General features: G+C 70.8%; 14 protein-coding genes, 1 tRNA gene and 1 other RNA gene. 8 read left to right on the top strand and 8 right to left on the bottom strand.

The annotated features are described in order from the left end of the window. Window positions 1–26 precede the first annotated feature (26 nt). A complete protein-coding gene (locus BLT99_RS06135) occupies window positions 27–725 on the bottom strand; it encodes a hypothetical protein (protein ID WP_092670185.1) in 699 nt (232 codons plus the stop codon). Between the two features lie 73 nt (window positions 726–798). Between BLT99_RS06135 and BLT99_RS06130 the strand changes: the two genes are divergently transcribed. From BLT99_RS06130 to rnpB, 4 genes are all read left to right on the top strand, one after another. Further along, window positions 799–874, top strand: a tRNA-Val gene (locus tag BLT99_RS06130). Between the two features lie 39 nt (window positions 875–913). Then, complete coding sequence (locus BLT99_RS06125; RefSeq protein WP_092670183.1) at window positions 914–1,735, top strand: Nif3-like dinuclear metal center hexameric protein; 822 nt, start codon at window positions 914–916, stop codon at window positions 1,733–1,735. Window positions 1,736–1,772: 37 nt separating this feature from the next. Then, entirely contained in the window at window positions 1,773–2,510 is a 738-nt protein-coding gene (locus BLT99_RS06120) for a zinc ribbon domain-containing protein (protein ID WP_092670181.1), read from the top strand. A 55-nt stretch (window positions 2,511–2,565) separates the two neighbouring features. Beyond that, window positions 2,566–2,939, top strand: an RNA gene (gene rnpB / locus BLT99_RS06115) — RNase P RNA component class A. 7 nt (window positions 2,940–2,946) lie between these two features. Here rnpB and ppgK read toward each other — a convergent pair. Next, window positions 2,947–3,702, bottom strand: coding sequence for a polyphosphate--glucose phosphotransferase (ppgK, locus tag BLT99_RS06110; RefSeq protein WP_092670179.1), 756 nt, complete (start codon window positions 3,700–3,702; stop codon window positions 2,947–2,949). Window positions 3,703–3,735: 33 nt separating this feature from the next. After that, window positions 3,736–4,599: a type I methionyl aminopeptidase gene (map, locus tag BLT99_RS06105; protein ID WP_092670177.1), complete on the bottom strand. Its 864-nt coding sequence runs from the start codon at window positions 4,597–4,599 to the stop codon at window positions 3,736–3,738. Between the two features lie 11 nt (window positions 4,600–4,610). Between map and BLT99_RS06100 the strand changes: the two genes are divergently transcribed. Further along, the gene (locus tag BLT99_RS06100) at window positions 4,611–4,796 is read left to right on the top strand and encodes a hypothetical protein (RefSeq protein WP_092670175.1); all 186 of its coding nucleotides are present in this window, start codon (window positions 4,611–4,613) and stop codon (window positions 4,794–4,796) included. 47 nt (window positions 4,797–4,843) lie between these two features. Here the strand turns inward: BLT99_RS06100 and panB are convergent, their stop codons facing one another. After that, window positions 4,844–5,731 carry a 3-methyl-2-oxobutanoate hydroxymethyltransferase gene (gene panB / locus BLT99_RS06095; protein WP_092670172.1) on the bottom strand — a complete coding sequence of 296 codons (888 nt, stop codon included), beginning with the start codon at window positions 5,729–5,731 and terminating at the stop codon, window positions 4,844–4,846. 86 nt (window positions 5,732–5,817) lie between these two features. Here panB and BLT99_RS06090 point away from each other — a divergent pair, with 86 nt between their 5' ends. Then, window positions 5,818–7,155: a glutamine synthetase family protein gene (locus tag BLT99_RS06090; RefSeq protein WP_092670170.1), complete on the top strand. Its 1,338-nt coding sequence runs from the start codon at window positions 5,818–5,820 to the stop codon at window positions 7,153–7,155. 13 nt (window positions 7,156–7,168) lie between these two features. Further along, window positions 7,169–10,183, top strand: coding sequence for a bifunctional [glutamine synthetase] adenylyltransferase/[glutamine synthetase]-adenylyl-L-tyrosine phosphorylase (locus BLT99_RS06085; RefSeq protein ID WP_092670168.1), 3,015 nt, complete (start codon window positions 7,169–7,171; stop codon window positions 10,181–10,183). Between the two features lie 96 nt (window positions 10,184–10,279). Here the strand turns inward: BLT99_RS06085 and glnA are convergent, their stop codons facing one another. Beyond that, window positions 10,280–11,704, bottom strand: coding sequence for a type I glutamate--ammonia ligase (gene glnA, locus BLT99_RS06080; RefSeq protein WP_092670166.1), 1,425 nt, complete (start codon window positions 11,702–11,704; stop codon window positions 10,280–10,282). Between the two features lie 138 nt (window positions 11,705–11,842). Between glnA and BLT99_RS06075 the strand changes: the two genes are divergently transcribed. Continuing rightward, window positions 11,843–12,274 carry an RDD family protein gene (locus BLT99_RS06075; RefSeq protein WP_092670164.1) on the top strand — a complete coding sequence of 144 codons (432 nt, stop codon included), beginning with the start codon at window positions 11,843–11,845 and terminating at the stop codon, window positions 12,272–12,274. 54 nt (window positions 12,275–12,328) lie between these two features. Here BLT99_RS06075 and BLT99_RS06070 read toward each other — a convergent pair whose 3' ends face one another. From BLT99_RS06070 to lipB, 3 genes are all read right to left on the bottom strand, one after another. Beyond that, on the bottom strand, window positions 12,329–13,051 hold the full coding sequence (locus BLT99_RS06070) for a DUF4191 domain-containing protein (protein ID WP_092670162.1): 723 nt from the start codon (window positions 13,049–13,051) through the stop codon (window positions 12,329–12,331). Between the two features lie 75 nt (window positions 13,052–13,126). After that, window positions 13,127–14,116 carry a lipoyl synthase gene (lipA, locus tag BLT99_RS06065; protein WP_092670160.1) on the bottom strand — a complete coding sequence of 330 codons (990 nt, stop codon included), beginning with the start codon at window positions 14,114–14,116 and terminating at the stop codon, window positions 13,127–13,129. Next, on the bottom strand, window positions 14,113–14,760 hold the full coding sequence (lipB, locus tag BLT99_RS06060) for a lipoyl(octanoyl) transferase LipB (RefSeq protein WP_092670158.1): 648 nt from the start codon (window positions 14,758–14,760) through the stop codon (window positions 14,113–14,115). The genes lipA and lipB overlap by 4 nt, the downstream gene beginning before the upstream one ends. Window positions 14,761–14,869: the final 109 nt, after the last annotated feature.

Here is a 14,869-nt window from a genome sequence, read left to right as displayed (position 1 = left end):
GGATGGTCGGGGGCCGCGCTCGCGCGTCAGCCGAGGATGCCGACCGACCGGGCGATCACGAGCGCGAGGATCACGAACCCGCCGAACGCCTGCAGGCCCATGAGCAGCTTGATGCGCTGCGAGAGCGGGATGGAGTCGCTCGCGCTGAACGCCATGCTGTTCGACAGCGACGTGTAGAAGTAGTCGACGAAGCGGGGCGTCCAGTCCATGACCGCCGACGATCGGGCGGCGACCTCGGCCACGGCGGTGTGGTCCTCGTCCTGCGGGAAGCGCAGGTCGGCCGCCGGCAGCTCGGTGCGCGCCCACATGGTCCGCACGACCGGCCCGCCGCGGTCGAGCTCCCAGTACAGCAGGGCGAACCCGATGACGTTCGCGACCCACACCTGCAGCGCGGCGAGCAGCAGCTCGGGGGCGTCGTGATGCCCGCCGACGAGCTTGTAGACGATGATGACCAGCGCGACCTGGTTGACGAGCACGAGGAGCAGCGCGAACCCGACCGAGACGATCCGGTACCACCTCGGCTGGCGGACCAGCCGGTGCGGATTCACGATCGAGAGCGTGATGAGGAAGGCGACGCCGGCGCCGACGACGACGAACCGCTGGACGCCCACGAGCGAGTTGGGCAGCAACGCGTACAGCGCGAGCGCGCCCAGCAGCGCGACCACGGCCGGCCAGCGGTACTCGGGCTCGGCCGTCCGGCTCGGATGCCGCTCAGCCACCTCCATGCCCGTGAGTCTAGGCCGCTCGGATACCATGGGCGTGCGCCGCACGGCGGGCCGAGCGGCCCGGCGCGGCGAGGGGCCCTTAGCTCAGTTGGTAGAGCGCCACGCTTACACCGTGGATGTCGTCGGTTCGAGCCCGGCAGGGCCCACCACACGCCGGGGCGATCACCGCCCGGCGCTAGGCTGGGCGGGTGCCCGTCCTCCTCGCCGACCTCCTCGCGACCGTGGAGCGCCTGTGGCCGGTCGCCGGCGCCGAGGCGTGGGACGCCCCGGGACTCGTGACCGGTGATCCGCGCCGGGAGATCGGCCGGGTGCTCCTCGCCGTCGACGCAGTCGCCGCCACCGTCGACGAGGCGGTCGATGCCGGCGCCGACGTGCTCGTGACGCATCACCCGCTACTCCTGCGCGGCGTGACCTCGATCGCCGAGGACCGCTACAAGGGGGCGCTCCTCGCGCGCCTGATCCGCGCCGACTGCGCGCTCGTCGCCGCGCACACCAACGCCGACGTCGTCGAGACCGGCACGTCGGCCGCCCTCGCCGAGCGGATCGGGATCGTCGATGCCGTGCCCATCGTACCGAGCGCCGCAGACCCCGGCCGCGGGCTCGGTCGCGCCGGGCGGTTCCCCGAACCCACGACGCTCGGCCGTCTCGCGCGCCGCCTCGCCGAGATCCTCCCCGCCACGGCGAGCGGCGTCCGTGCCGCAGGCGGCTACGACGATCCGATCGAGACGGTCGCCGTCTGCGGCGGCGCCGGCGACTCGCTGCTCTCGCATCCGCTCGTGCAGGCCGCTGACGTCTACATCACCGCCGACCTGCGCCACCATCCCGCCTCCGAGGCGCGCGAGCAGGCGGTGCTCGGCGGCGGGCCCGCGCTCGTCGACGTCTCGCACTGGGCGAGCGAGTGGCTGTGGCTGGATTCCGCGGCCGCCGAGCTGCGCACCGCCCACCCCGAGCTCGAGGTCGTCGTCAGCGACCTGCGCACCGATCCGTGGGACTTCCAGGTCCTGCAGTGACCGTCCGACCGACCACGACCCCCACGAGGAGCACCACGTGAAGGCCAGCCCCGCCGACCAGCAGCAGCTGCTGCGTCTCCAGTCGATCGACACGCGCCTCCAGCAGCTCGCGCATCGGCTCCGGTCGCTCCCGCAGACCGCGGAGCTCACCGCGCTCGGCGAGCGCGACGGCGCCGTCCGCGCGCGGCGAGCCGAGGCCGTCGGTGCGCTCGAGGACGCGCGGAGCGAGCTGAGCCGCATCGAGTCCGATGTCGAGGTCGTCGAGAAGCGCATCGCGCGCGACGGCGAGCGGCTCACCCACACGTCGTCGATGAAGGATGTCGCGGCGCTCGAGTCCGAGCTGGCCTCGCTCCGCAGGCGGCTCTCCGACCTCGAGGACCAGGAGCTCGTCGTCATGGAGAAGGTCGAGTCCGCCGAGGCGCACGTCGCCGACGTCGACGCCGAGCGCGCCGACATCGCGGCCGACGTGGCGCGCCTCGAGGGCGAGCGCGACGAGGCGGCCGGCGGGCTGGCGACCGAGCGCGACGGCGCCGAGCGCGATCGCGCCGCCATCGCGGGCACCGTGCCCGAGGACCTCCTCGCCTTCTACGAGCAGCGCCGCGTCCGCGGCGGAGGCGTGGGCGCCGCACTCCTGCAGCAGCGCACCTGCGGGGGGTGCACGATCACGCTCACCGGATCCGACCTCGAGGCCGTGCGGCGGGCCGCGCCCGACGAGGTCGTGCAGTGCCCCGAGTGCGACCGCATCCTCGTCCGCACCGACGAGTCGGGCCTCTGACCCCTCGCCGTGCCCGGCGCGTACCCAGCCTGAGGCGCTAGCCTTGACGTGCGAGCGGGTCGGCAAGACGGTCGCGTCATCCGAGCGATCGGATGCCGAGGAACGTCCGGGCTCCGCAGGGCAGGACGGTGGGTAACGCCCACCCGGGGTGACCCGCGAGACAGTGCCACAGAAAGCAGACCGCCGCAGGCCCGCCTGCGGTAAGGGTGAAACGGTGGGGTAAGAGCCCACCAGCGGCCGCGGTGACGCGGTCGGCTCGGCAAACCTCGTCCGGAGCAAGGCCAGACAGGGAACCATGGGGCGGCCCGTCCCGTTCCCGGGTAGGCCGCTGGAGGGTCACGGCAACGTGGCTCCGAGAGAGATGGCCGTCCAGCCGGTGTCGCGCAAGCGCCCGGTGAACAGAACCCGGCGTATCAGCCGGCCCGCTCGCACCCCGTTAGTACTTCGCCGCGAGGGCGGCGGCGCCGAGAAGGCCCGCGTTGTTGCGGAACGCCGCCGGCACGATCGGCGTCGTCAGCGAGAGCAGCGGCAGGAAGTGCTCGTGGTGCTTGGACACGCCTCCGCCGACGATGAAGAGGTCGGGCGAGAAGAGGAACTCCACGTGCGAGTAGTACCGCTGGAGCCGCTCCGCCCACTGCGCCCACGAGAGGCCCTTGCGTTCCATCGCCGAGTAGGCGGCGCGGTCCTCCGCGTCGTGCCCGTCGATCTCGAGGTGGCCGAGCTCGGTGTTCGGCACGAGCACCCCGTCGTACAGGAACGCGGAACCGATGCCGGTTCCGAGCGTCGTGAGGATGGCGAGGCCCCGCTCGCCTCGGGCGGCACCGAACTGCGATTCGGCGTAGCCCGCGGCATCCGCGTCGTTGATGAAGTGGATGGGGCTGCCGAGCTCGCGCTCGAACAGCTGCTCGGCCTCGAGGCCGATCCACTCCTCGGAGACGTTCGCCGCCGAGAGCGTGCGACCGTGCTTCACGATGGCGGGAAAGCACACGCCGAGCGGCAGCGCCGAGTGCCCCTGGCCGGCGATGATCCCGAGCAGCTGCCCGGTGGCCGCGACGATATCGGCGGGTCGTCCGCCCGCGGGCGTCTTGATCTTCACGCGCTCGGTGACGAGCCCGCCCGTGCCGAGGTCGACCACCGCGCCCTTGATGCCCGTGCCGCCGATATCGATGCCGATCGCGCGCTCAGTCGCCATGCGGCCACACTATCGCGGCGCCCGGGCGCGGACTCACGGCAGCGTCAGGATCTCCGCCCCCCGCTCGGTCACGACGACGGTGTGCTCGAACTGGGCCGTCAGCGACCGATCCCGCGTCACGACGGTCCAGTCGTCGGCCCACAGGTCCCATTCGGTCGTGCCGAGCGTGAGCATCGGCTCGATCGTGAAGACCATGCCCGACTCCATCACCGTCGTGGCGTTCGGATCGTCGTAGTGGGGGATGACCAGACCGGTGTGGAAGGCCCGGCCCACGCCGTGTCCGGTGTAGTCGCGCACGACCCCGTAGCCGAAGCGCCTCGCGTACGACTCGATCGCGCGCCCGATCACGTTGACCTGCCGACCGGGGGCGGCGGCGCGGATGCCGCGGGCCAGGGCCTCGCGCGTGCGCTCGACGAGCAGCCGCGCCTCCTCGCTCGACTCGCCGACGAGGAAGGTGTGGTTGAGGTCGCCGTGCATGCCGTCGAGGTACGCCGTCACGTCGATGTTGACCAGGTCGCCGTCCTCGAGCACGGTGTCGTCGGGGATGCCGTGGCAGATCACCTCGTTCACCGACGTGCACGACGACTTCGGGTAGCCGCGGTATCCGAGCGTCGAGGGATAGGCGCCGTGCGCGAGCACGTGCTCGTGCGCGATCCGGTCGAGCTCGTCGGTCGTGACACCCGGTCGGATGGCGCGCGCCGCGGCCTCGATGGCTCCAGCCGCAACGCGTCCGGCGGCCCGGATCCGCTCGACCTCGTGGGGGGAATAGCGGTCGCCGCCGGTGTTCGGCGTCGGTGCGGCGTGGCCCACGTACTCGGGCCGGGGGATCGCCGACGACACGGCGCGCGTCGGCGACAGTCGGCCGGGGATCAGGCGGCCGGCGGGGTCCTTGGGCATAGGATCAGCCTATGTCGCGGGACGCCGAGCATCAGTTCTGGTACAACCTCACCACGGGGCAGGTCGAAGAGGGCATGGTCTCTCCGGCGGTCGAGCGCGTGGGCCCGTTCGAGACGCGCGCCGAGGCCGAGAACGCCCTCGAGATCCTCCGTGCGAACAGCGCGAAATGGGCCGAGGAGGAGGCCGCCGAGGAGTGAACCACCGCCGGCACGCGCGATCGGCGCGCGCCGGCCGGTGACGCGCCTCAGTACGAGTGCTGCTCCGTCGGGTAGGCCCCCGACGCGACATCGGCTCGCCAGGCCGTCGCGGCATCGCTCAGCACGCCCGCCAGGTTCGCGTACTGCTTGACGAACTTGGGGATGCGTCCGGTGGTGAGGCCGGCCCAGTCGGTCCACACGAGCAGCTGCCCGTCGCAGTGCGGGCCCGCGCCCACCGAGATCGTCGGGATCTCGAGCAGTTCGGTGACCTCGCGGGCGGCGTCGGCGGGCACCATCTCGAGCACGACGGCGAACGCGCCGGCATCCTGCACCGCCTTGGCGTCGGCGAGCAGCTGGTTGAGGCCCTCGCCGCGACCCTGGATGATGTGACCGCCGAGCTGGTGCTCGCTCTGCGGCGTGTAGCCGATGTGGGCCATCACCGGGATGCCCGCGCCGACGATGCGTCGGATCTGCTTGTGGCTGCGTTCGCCGCCCTCGAGCTTGACCGCGTGGGCCCCCGTCTCCTTCATGAAGCGGATGGCGGTGTGCAACGCCTCGTCGGGGCCGTTCTCGTACGAGCCGAACGGCAGGTCGCCGATCACGAACGCGCGGGTGACCGCACCGGCGACGGCGCGGGTCAGCGGGATCAGCTCATCGACCGTGACGGGCAGCGTCGTCTCGTAGCCGAGCACGTTGTTGCCGGCCGAGTCGCCGACCAGGAGGAAGTCGATGCCGGCGTCGTCGAAGATGCGCGCGGTGAGTTGGTCGTAGCTCGTGAGACCCGTGATCTTGATGCCCTCGCGCTTGGCGTTCTGGAAGTGCCGGGTTCGCACGCGCTTGGGGCCCCCGACGGCCGCCGAGGCGCCGCCGTACGGGTTCTCGGGCACGGGGGAATCGGCTTCGGACGCTGCGTCGCTGGATGCGTGGTCGGACATGTCGTCATCCTCGCACAGCGGACCGTCACCCGGCCGGGCGCGGGGGCGCGACCCAGTACGCTGAAGAGCGTCGAGGAAGGGTGTGCATGGACAAGCAGCGCGACTTCGTTCTCCGGACCATCGAGGAGCGAGGGGTCAAGTTCGTCAGGCTGTGGTTCACCGATGTCGTCGGCACCCTGAAGTCGGTCGCGATCGCCCCGGCCGAGGTCGAGGGCGCGTTCACCGAGGGCATCGGATTCGACGGCTCGGCGATCGAGGGTCTCAGCCGCACCTTCGAGTCCGACCTGCTCGCGTTCCCCGATCCGACCACGTTCCAGACCCTGCCCTGGCGCGGCGACATCGACCCGACCGCGCGCATGTTCTGCGACATCACGACGCCCGACGGCGAGCCCGCCGTGGCCGATCCGCGCAACGTGCTCAAGCGCACCCTCGCGAGCGCCGCCGACCGGGGCTTCACCTTCTACACGCACCCCGAGATCGAGTTCTACCTCCTCAAGTCGAGCAAGTACGGCCCCGAGGGTCCGCAGCCGGTCGACTCGGCGGGCTACTTCGACAACGTGCCCGGAGGCACGGCGCACGACTTCCGCCGTCGCTCCGTGCGCATGCTCGAAGACCTGGGCATCTCGGTCGAGTTCAGCCACCACGAGGCGGGGCCGGGGCAGAACGAGATCGACCTCCGCTACGCCGATGCGCTGACCACGGCCGACAACATCATGACGTTCCGCACGGTCGTCAAAGAGGTGGCGATCGAGCAGGGCGTGTACGCGACCTTCATGCCGAAGCCGTTCTCGCACTATCCGGGTTCGGGCATGCACACCCACCTCTCGCTGTTCGAAGGCGACGCGAACGCGTTCTACGAGCCCGGCGCGCAGTACCAGCTCTCGAAGATCGGCCGCCAGTTCATCGCGGGCCTGCTGCGGCACGCCAACGAGATCTCGGCCGTCACCAACCAGTTCGTGAACTCATACAAGCGCCTCTGGGGCGGCGACGAGGCGCCGAGCTTCATCTGCTGGGGCCACAACAACCGCTCGGCGCTCGTGCGCGTGCCGCTCTACAAGCCCAACAAGGGGCAGAGCGCGCGCGTCGAGTACCGCGCGATCGACTCGGCCGCCAATCCGTACCTCGCGTTCTCGCTCCTGCTCGCCGCCGGCATGAAGGGCATCGAGGAGGGCTACGACCTTCCGCCCGAGGCCGAGGACGACGTGTGGGCCCTGACCGACAGCGAGCGTCGGGCGCTCGGCTACCACCCGCTGCCCGCGAGCCTCGATCACGCGATCGAGTACATGGAGGAATCCGAGCTCGTCGCCGATACGCTCGGCGAGCAGGTCTTCAACTACGTGCTCGCGAACAAGCGGGCCGAGTGGCGCGACTACCGTTCGCAGGTGACGCCGTTCGAGCTGCAGCGCAACCTCGAGATCCTCTGACGAGCGCGAGCGGATGACTCGACAGGTCCCCACGCTCGGCGGACTCGCTCGCGCTGGGTTCGACGACCTGGAGCGGGCCGGGGGCGGGCTCGCCGAGCTCGCCGAGGCGGCCGGGCTGCCGCCGATGTCGCTGCTCGACGCGTTCGCGGCCGCGGGCGACCCCGACCAGGCGCTCGCCGAGCTGCAGCGGCTGTCCGAGCGGGCGCCCGCGGCGGTCCGCGACATCCTGCACGACCCCGGATCGCTCGATCGGGCCGCCCGGCTGCTCGGTGCGTCACGGGGATTCGGCGAGTTCTTCCTCCGGAACGTCGACGAGCTCGCCCTGCTGCGCGACGCGCCCCTGCCGCCGCCGTCGCCGGAGGCGGCGGCAGCCGAGCTCATCGACGCGGTCGCCTCGGTCGACGCGGCGCCGGCGATGCTCGCCGAGGCGGGCGGCCGAGCCCTCCGGGTTCGATACCGGCGGCTGCTCGCCGGCATCGCGGTGTGGGACCTGACCCGCTCCGACGCCGTCGAGGCCGTCGACACGGTCGCCGCCGGCCTGGCCGATCTCGCCGGAGCCGCCTTGGAGGCGGCACTGCACCTCGCGCGCCGCACGGTCGCTCGGCGCGACGACGAGCCCGCGGGTCCCGGCCGGTTCCCGGCGGCCGAGGTCGCTGCCACGAACCTCGCGATCATCGGCATGGGCAAGGCCGGCGCGCGTGAGCTGAACTACGTCAGCGACGTCGACGTGATCTTCGTCGGCGAGTCCGCCGACGACGATGTCGTGTCATCCGCCCGCGCGCTCGACGTCGCGACACGGCTCGCGATGACCGCGATGCGGCTGATCGGCGAGCCCGGGATCGAACCGCCGCTCTGGGAGGTCGACCCCAACCTGCGACCCGAGGGCAAGGACGGTGCGCTCGTGCGCACGCTCGAGTCGCACCTGCAGTACTACGACCGCTGGGCCAAGAGCTGGGAGTTCCAGGCGCTGCTGAAGGCCCGGCCGCTGGCCGGCGACCGCGACCTCGGCGATCGGTACGCCGCCGGCGTCGCGCCGAAGGTGTGGGCGAGCTCGTCCCGCGAGGGCTTCGTCGAGTCGGTGCAGCGCATGCGCGAACGTGTCACCGAGCACATTCCCGCCGACGAGGTCGACGTGCAGCTCAAGCTCGGGCCCGGAGGCCTCCGCGACATCGAGTTCACGGTGCAGCTGCTGCAGCTCGTGCACGGCGCGACCGATCCTTCGATCCGCCAGCCCGGGACACTGGGCGCGCTCGCGGCACTCGCCGAGCACGGGTACGTCGGACGCGAGGAGGCCGCCGAGTTCTCGCGCGACTACCGGATCCTGCGCGTCCTCGAGCATCGGCTCCAGCTCGCGCGGCTGCGGCGCACGCACCTGATGCCACGCGACGCGGCGGCGCGGCGTGCGCTCGCCCGGGCGTCCGGCCTCGGCCGCGATGCCGACGAGCTGACCTCGGTGTGGCAGGCCACGCGCCGGCGCGTGCGCGGACTGCACGAGCGCCTCTTCTACCGTCCGCTGCTCTCGGCGGTGGCAGCGCTGCCCGCCGATGGACTGGAGCTGACCAGCGCGCAGGCCGAGGCGCGACTCGCGGCCATCGGATTCCGGGATCCGCGAGGGGCGCTGGCGCACATCGGGGCGCTCACCGCGGGCGTGTCGCGGCGCGCGACCATCCAGCGCCACCTCATGCCCGTGCTGATCTCATGGTTCGCCGACGGCGCCGACCCCGACTACGGGCTGCTCGCGTTCCGGCGCATCAGCGACGGCCTCGGCACGACGCACTGGTACCTGCGACTGCTCCGCGATTCGTCGGATGCCGCGTTGCGACTCACGCGCGTCCTGTCTGGTTCGCGGTTCGCCGGCGAGCTCCTCGAGCGCATCCCCGAGGCGGTCGCCTGGCTCGAGGACGTCGAGGAACTGCGCCCGCGGCCGCTGTCGGCGCTTCGGGAGGAGACGTCGGCGGTGCTCGCGCGCCACTCCGAGCTCGACCCGGCAGCGAAGGTGCTGCGCGCCGTGCGCCGGCGCGAGGTACTGCGGCTCGCGCTCGCGGCGATGCTCGACGTCTGCACGATCGAGGAGCTCGGGCACGGCCTGAGCGATGTCGTGGAGGCGCACATCGACGGGCTCGTGCGGGCGATCCGGCGAGGCGACGACGGCATCGAGTTCGCCGTCATCGGCATGGGGCGGTTCGGCGGGCGCGAACTCGGTATCGGGTCGGACGCCGACATCCTGTACGTCTACCGCCCGGCAGGAGCCGAGCCCGATGCCGCCCACTCGCGCGCGCTCAAGATCGTGTCCGAGCTCGTACGCGTCAGCGAGGATGCGCGGCTGCCGTTCGAACTCGATACCGGATTGCGTCCCGAGGGCCGCAACGGCGTCGTCGCCCGTTCCCTCGACGCCTACCGTGCCTACTACGCCCGCTGGTCGCTCACGTGGGAGGCGCAGGCCCTGCTGCGCGCACGCGGCGTCGCGGGCGATCCCGCGCTCATCGCCGACTTCACCGAACTCGCCGACGCGGTGCGGTATCCGGCAGCGATCGCCGAGCAGGAAGTGCGTGAGGTCAAGCGCATCAAGGCGCGAGTCGAGAACGAGCGGCTCCCGCAGGGTGCTGACCCGACCCGCCACCTGAAGCTCGGGCGCGGCTCGTTGAGCGACGTCGAGTGGTTCGTGCAGCTCGTCCAGCTCGAGCACGCCTCGAGCGTTCCCGAGCTGCGGACGCCGTCGACCCTCGACGCCCTCTCGGCGTCGGTCGGCGCGGGGCTCGTCGCCGAGGTCGACGCCGAGACGCTCCGATCCGCCTGGGTGTTCGCATCCCGGGCGCGGTCGGCGCTGACACTGTGGCTCGACAAGACCACCGACGTGCTTCCCGTCGAGCGCACGCAGCTCGAGGGCGTCGCACGCATCATGGGCTATCCGCCGGGCTCGGCGACGCGCCTCGAGCACGACTACCTGCAGGTCACGCGTCGCGCGCGCGCGGTCTTCGAGCGCGGCTTCTACGGCGTCGAGCCGCGACGCGAACCGACGACCGGCTGAATCGCGCCATCCGCTCGGCCTCGGCTCGACCCGGTACGGACGAGGGCCCGTGTCGCACGCGACACGGGCCCTCGGCTCTCCCTCGGGGCGGAGAGATCAGACGCCGTAGTAGAGCTCGTACTCGAACGGGTGGGGACGCTGGGCCAGCGGCTTCAGCTCCTTCTCGCGCTTGTAGTCGATCCAGGTCTCGATGAGCTCCTTGGTGAACACGCCGCCCTCGAGGAGGAAGTCGTGGTCGGCCTCGAGCGCGTCGAGCACGGCGTCGAGCGAACCCGGCACCTGCGGGATCGACTTGGCCTCCTCGGGCGGGAGCTCGTAGAGGTCCTTGTCGACCGGCTCGTGCGGCTCGATGCGGTTCTTGATTCCATCGAGGCCGGCCATGAGCTGCGCCGCGAAGGCGAGGTAGGGGTTGCCCGAGGCATCCGGCGCGCGGAACTCGATGCGCTTGGCCTTGGGGTTCGTGCCCGTGATGGGGATGCGGATGGCTGCCGACCGGTTGCCCGCCGAGTACACCAGGTTGACGGGGGCCTCGAAGCCCGGCACGAGGCGGTGGTAGGAGTTCACCGTCGGGTTGGTGAAGGCGAGCAGCGCCGGGGCGTGACGCAGGATGCCGCCGATGTACCAGCGCGCGATGTCGGAGAGACCGCCATAGCCCGCCTCGTCGTAGAAGAGCGGCTTGCCCTCGTTCCAGAGCGACTGGTGGGTGTGCATGCCCGAACCGTTGTCGCCGAAGAGCGGCTTCGGCATGAACGTCGCCGTCTTGCCCCACTCGTTGGCGGTGTTCTTGACGATGTACTTGAACTTCAGGATGTCGTCGGCGGCGTGCACCATCGTGTCGAACTTGTAGTTGATCTCGCCCTGGCCGGCGGTGCCGACCTCGTGGTGCGAGCGCTCGACCTCGAGGCCGGCCTCGATGAGCTTGAGCACGATGTCGTCGCGCAGGTCGGCGTGCTGGTCGACGGGGGAGACGGGGAAGTAGCCGCCCTTGTACGCCGTCTTGTTGGCGAGGTTGCCGCCTTCCTCCTCACGGCCCGAGTTCCAGGCACCTTCGCTGGAGTCGACCGAGAAGAAGCTCGCGTTCTGCTTCACCTCGTAGCGGACGTCGTCGAAGATGTAGAACTCGGCCTCGGGCGCGAAGAACGCGGTGTCGGCGATGCCGGTCGAGGCGAGGTACTTCTCGGCCTTCTTCGCGACCTGGCGCGGGTCCTTGCCGTAGATCTCGCCGTTGCGCGGGTTGTAGATGTCGAAGACCATGATCAGCGTGCGCTCGGCACGGAACGGGTCGATGTACGCGGTCGAGACGTCGGGGATCAGCTGCATGTCGGACTCGTGGATCGACGCGAAGCCGCGGATCGAGGAGCCGTCGAACAGCTGGCCGACGGTGAAGAAGTCCTCGTCGACGGTGGAGGCCGGGATGTTGAAGTGCTGCTGCACGCCCGGGAGGTCGGTGAAACGGATGTCGAGGAACTTGACGTCCGTCTCCTTGATGAACTTGAGGACTTCGGAAGAATCACTGAACATGTGACGATGCTCCAAGGGCGGGTAGAGGGCGCGGACGCAGTCGTTCGACCGGTAGCGAGGCTACGCGGACGGCGTTTCCCGACCGTGACGCGAATGTTTCCACCGTGTTACGCGGTCGGCCCTCGGTAGAATCGTCCGGTGCCCGAACCCGCTCCCGCATCCGGTGACCTGACGCCCAATCGCTACCCGGGGGAGCGGCTCGGGCTTCCCGAGGAGGGCACGGGATCCGTCGCCCGGGTCGGGCGTCGCATCGCTGCCCTCCTCGTCGACTGGGCGATCGCGAACGTCATCGCCCTGCTCGCGGGTCCCTACGCATCGCCGGCGCAGTCGTGGGCGACGCTCGGAATCTTCGCGCTCATGCAGGTGCTCTTCATCCCGACCCTCGGCGGCAGCGTCGGCCACCGGTTCCTCGGACTCCGGGTCGTGCCGATGGCCGGCGGCTGGGTCGGCCTGTGGCGGCCCGTCGTCCGCACGCTGCTGCTCGTGCTCGTCATCCCGGCGCTCATCTGGGATGCCGACCAGCGCGGCTTCCACGACAAGCTCGCCGGGACCATCCTCCTCCGGAGCTGAGACAGCCGCGGCATCCGCTCGAAGAGAACGGATGCCGCGGGGGAGTCGTGCGGGTCAGCGCATCTTGCCGCGCTGCGGGCGCACCTTCATCGGGTCGATGCCCTTCGGGATCGGCAACGGCGCCTGGAGCGAGTTCAGGCGATTCGTGACCGCGAGCACCTCGGGCTTGGTCAGCACGCGCTTGCGCTTGCGCAAGGCGGCGGCGAGGCGGTGCAACTCGACCGAGCCCTCCTCGTGGCCGACGGAGAGTGTGCTCACGGGCACGTTCGGGAGCACTCGGGTCACCTTGCGCTGCTCGTCGGTCAGCATGCGCTCGGTGCGCGAACGCGGTCCCTCGCTGATGAGCACGACGCCGCCGCGGCCGACCGCGCGGTACACGGCGTCCTGCGTCTTGCCGTTGACGGCGACGGGCATCTCATTGCCGACCCATCCGCCGCGAAGACCGCTGCGGAGGACCGCGCCGACCGCGCCGGGCTGTCCGTCGATCTGGGAGTACGCGGCACGTTCGGCACGACGGCCGAGGATGACGAGCGCCACGAGCAGGCCCGCGAGCACTCCCGCGACGATCCACAGCGCGATGGTGAATCCGTTGCCCTCGCTGAGCCAGAGGGCGAGGCCGAGGCCGACGAGCACGGGTCCGAGGAATCCGAGGAGCATGAGCCACTGCGCGGTGGGGTCGTAGCGGCGGGTCATCTGGAAGACCTGCCACATCTGCTTCATGCGGCCGGGCTCCTTCGGGGGCTTGGAGGCAGCCCCGGCGTCCTTGGTTCGTGCCATGCGACAAGGATACCGGCGGCTGACGGGACGTCCGACCGTCGGATGACGACCGGACGTCCCGTGAGAGGTGCGGCCTCAGCCGACGGCCTGAGCGAATCCGAGCGAGGCGTCGGCGAGGTGTGCGAGTTCGGCCGGCAGCGCACGGCCCTTGGCGTGCATCGACTGCGCCCAGAGGCGGCCGGCACGGTACGACGAGCGGACCAGCGGGCCTGCGAGCACTCCGAGGAACCCGATGTCCTCGGCTTCGGCCTTGAGCTCGACGAACTCCTCGGGACGCACCCATCGCGCCACGGGCAGGTGCCGTGGGCTCGGGCGGAGGTACTGCGTGATCGTGATGATGTCGGTGCCCGCATCGTGCAGGTCGCGGAGCGCCTGCGAGATCTCATCGCGCTCCTCGCCCATGCCGAGGATGAGGTTCGACTTGGTGATCAGGCCCGCGTCGCGACCCTGCGTGATCACGTCGAGCGACCGTACGTACCGGAATGCCGGGCGGATGCGCTTGAAGATGCGCGGCACCGTCTCGACGTTGTGGGCGAACACCTCGGGGCGTGCCGAGAAGACCTCGCCGAGCAGCTCGGGCTTGCCCGAGAAGTCGGGCACGAGGATCTCGACGCCCGTGCCGGGCGACTGGCGGTGGATCTCGCGGATGGTCTCGGCGTACAGCCAGGCGCCCTCGTCGGGCAGGTCGTCGCGCGCGACGCCCGTGACGGTGGAGTAGCGCAGCTGCATCCGCACGACCGACTCGGCGACGCGCCGCGGCTCGTCGACGTCGTAGTCGGCCGGCTTGCCCGTGTCGATCTGGCAGAAGTCGCAGCGCCTCGTGCACTGCGAGCCCCCGATGAGGAAGGTCGCCTCGCGGTCCTCCCAGCACTCGTAGATGTTCGGGCAGCCCGCCTCCTGGCAGACCGTGTGCAGATCCTCGGACTTCACGAGCTGCTGCAGCTGGCGGTACTCGGGACCCATCTTCGCCCGCGTCTTGATCCACTCGGGCTTGCGTTCGATCGGCGTCTCGGCGTTGCGGACCTCGAGCCGGAGCATCCGGCGGCCGGCGGGATCGGCGCTCACGCGGCGGCCTCCTCGGCCGGGGCGAACTCGGCGGACAGCCGCGCCTGAACCGCGTCGACGACGTCGGCCGGCGTGACGGGGCGGTCGAGCTCTCTCGACATCGTGGTGATGCCGGCGTCGCGGATGCCGCAGGCCACGATCTTGCCGTAGGGCTCGAGCGAGTTCGAGCAGTTCAGGGCGAATCCGTGCATGGTCACGCCCTCGGCCACGCGGATCCCGATCGCGGCGATCTTCTCCTCGACCGCATCGCGGACGATCCAGACGCCGGAGCGGCCCTCGACCCGGCGGCCCTCGATGCCGAAGCCGGCAAGGACGTCGATGAGCACGCCCTCGAGGCGGCGCACGTAGCCGACCACGTCGATCGGCTCCTCGAGGTGGAGGATGGGGTAGCCGACCAACTGACCGGGCCCGTGCCAGGTGATCTTGCCGCCGCGATCGACGTCGACCACCGGTGTCCCGTCGGTCGGTCGCTCGTCGGGAGCGGTCCGCTTGCCGGCGGTGTAGACCGGCTCGTGTTCGAGGAGGATGACGGTGTCCGGCCGATCACCGGAGACCACCGCCTGATGGACGGCGCGCTGGAGGGAGAGACCCTCGAGATACGGCACGGAGTTGGCGCTTAGCCCCGTGACGACGTAGTCGAGCATGGGCTCCATCCTAGGTCGCGGCCCGTCCTCCACAGTCCGCAGGAAGCGCAGGATGTGCACCGTGGGCCGTCGCGTCGGCGGGAACCACGATCGTTCGCCCGATCCTGCC

Origin of the sequence: Agromyces flavus (assembly GCF_900104685.1) — a bacterium.
Lineage (GTDB): Bacteria > Actinomycetota > Actinomycetes > Actinomycetales > Microbacteriaceae > Agromyces > Agromyces flavus.
This window is presented reverse-complemented; position numbering and strand designations above follow the sequence as displayed.

Bases quoted from the DNA above. Each gene is read 5' to 3' on its own strand.
- ppgK (WP_092670179.1), bottom strand. From the start codon at position 3,702: ATGGCGACTGAGCGCGCGATCGGCATCGATATCGGCGGCACGGGCATC.
- BLT99_RS06070 (WP_092670162.1), bottom strand. From the start codon at position 13,051: ATGGCACGAACCAAGGACGCCGGGGCTGCCTCCAAGCCCCCGAAGGAG.
- lipB (WP_092670158.1), bottom strand. From the start codon at position 14,760: ATGCTCGACTACGTCGTCACGGGGCTAAGCGCCAACTCCGTGCCGTAT.
- BLT99_RS06135 (WP_092670185.1), bottom strand. From the start codon at position 725: ATGGAGGTGGCTGAGCGGCATCCGAGCCGGACGGCCGAGCCCGAGTAC.
- BLT99_RS06090 (WP_092670170.1), top strand. From the start codon at position 5,818: ATGGACAAGCAGCGCGACTTCGTTCTCCGGACCATCGAGGAGCGAGGG.
- map (WP_092670177.1), bottom strand. From the start codon at position 4,599: ATGCCCAAGGACCCCGCCGGCCGCCTGATCCCCGGCCGACTGTCGCCG.
- panB (WP_092670172.1), bottom strand. From the start codon at position 5,731: ATGTCCGACCACGCATCCAGCGACGCAGCGTCCGAAGCCGATTCCCCC.
- BLT99_RS06085 (WP_092670168.1), top strand. From the start codon at position 7,169: ATGACTCGACAGGTCCCCACGCTCGGCGGACTCGCTCGCGCTGGGTTC.
- glnA (WP_092670166.1), bottom strand. From the start codon at position 11,704: ATGTTCAGTGATTCTTCCGAAGTCCTCAAGTTCATCAAGGAGACGGAC.
- BLT99_RS06100 (WP_092670175.1), top strand. From the start codon at position 4,611: ATGTCGCGGGACGCCGAGCATCAGTTCTGGTACAACCTCACCACGGGG.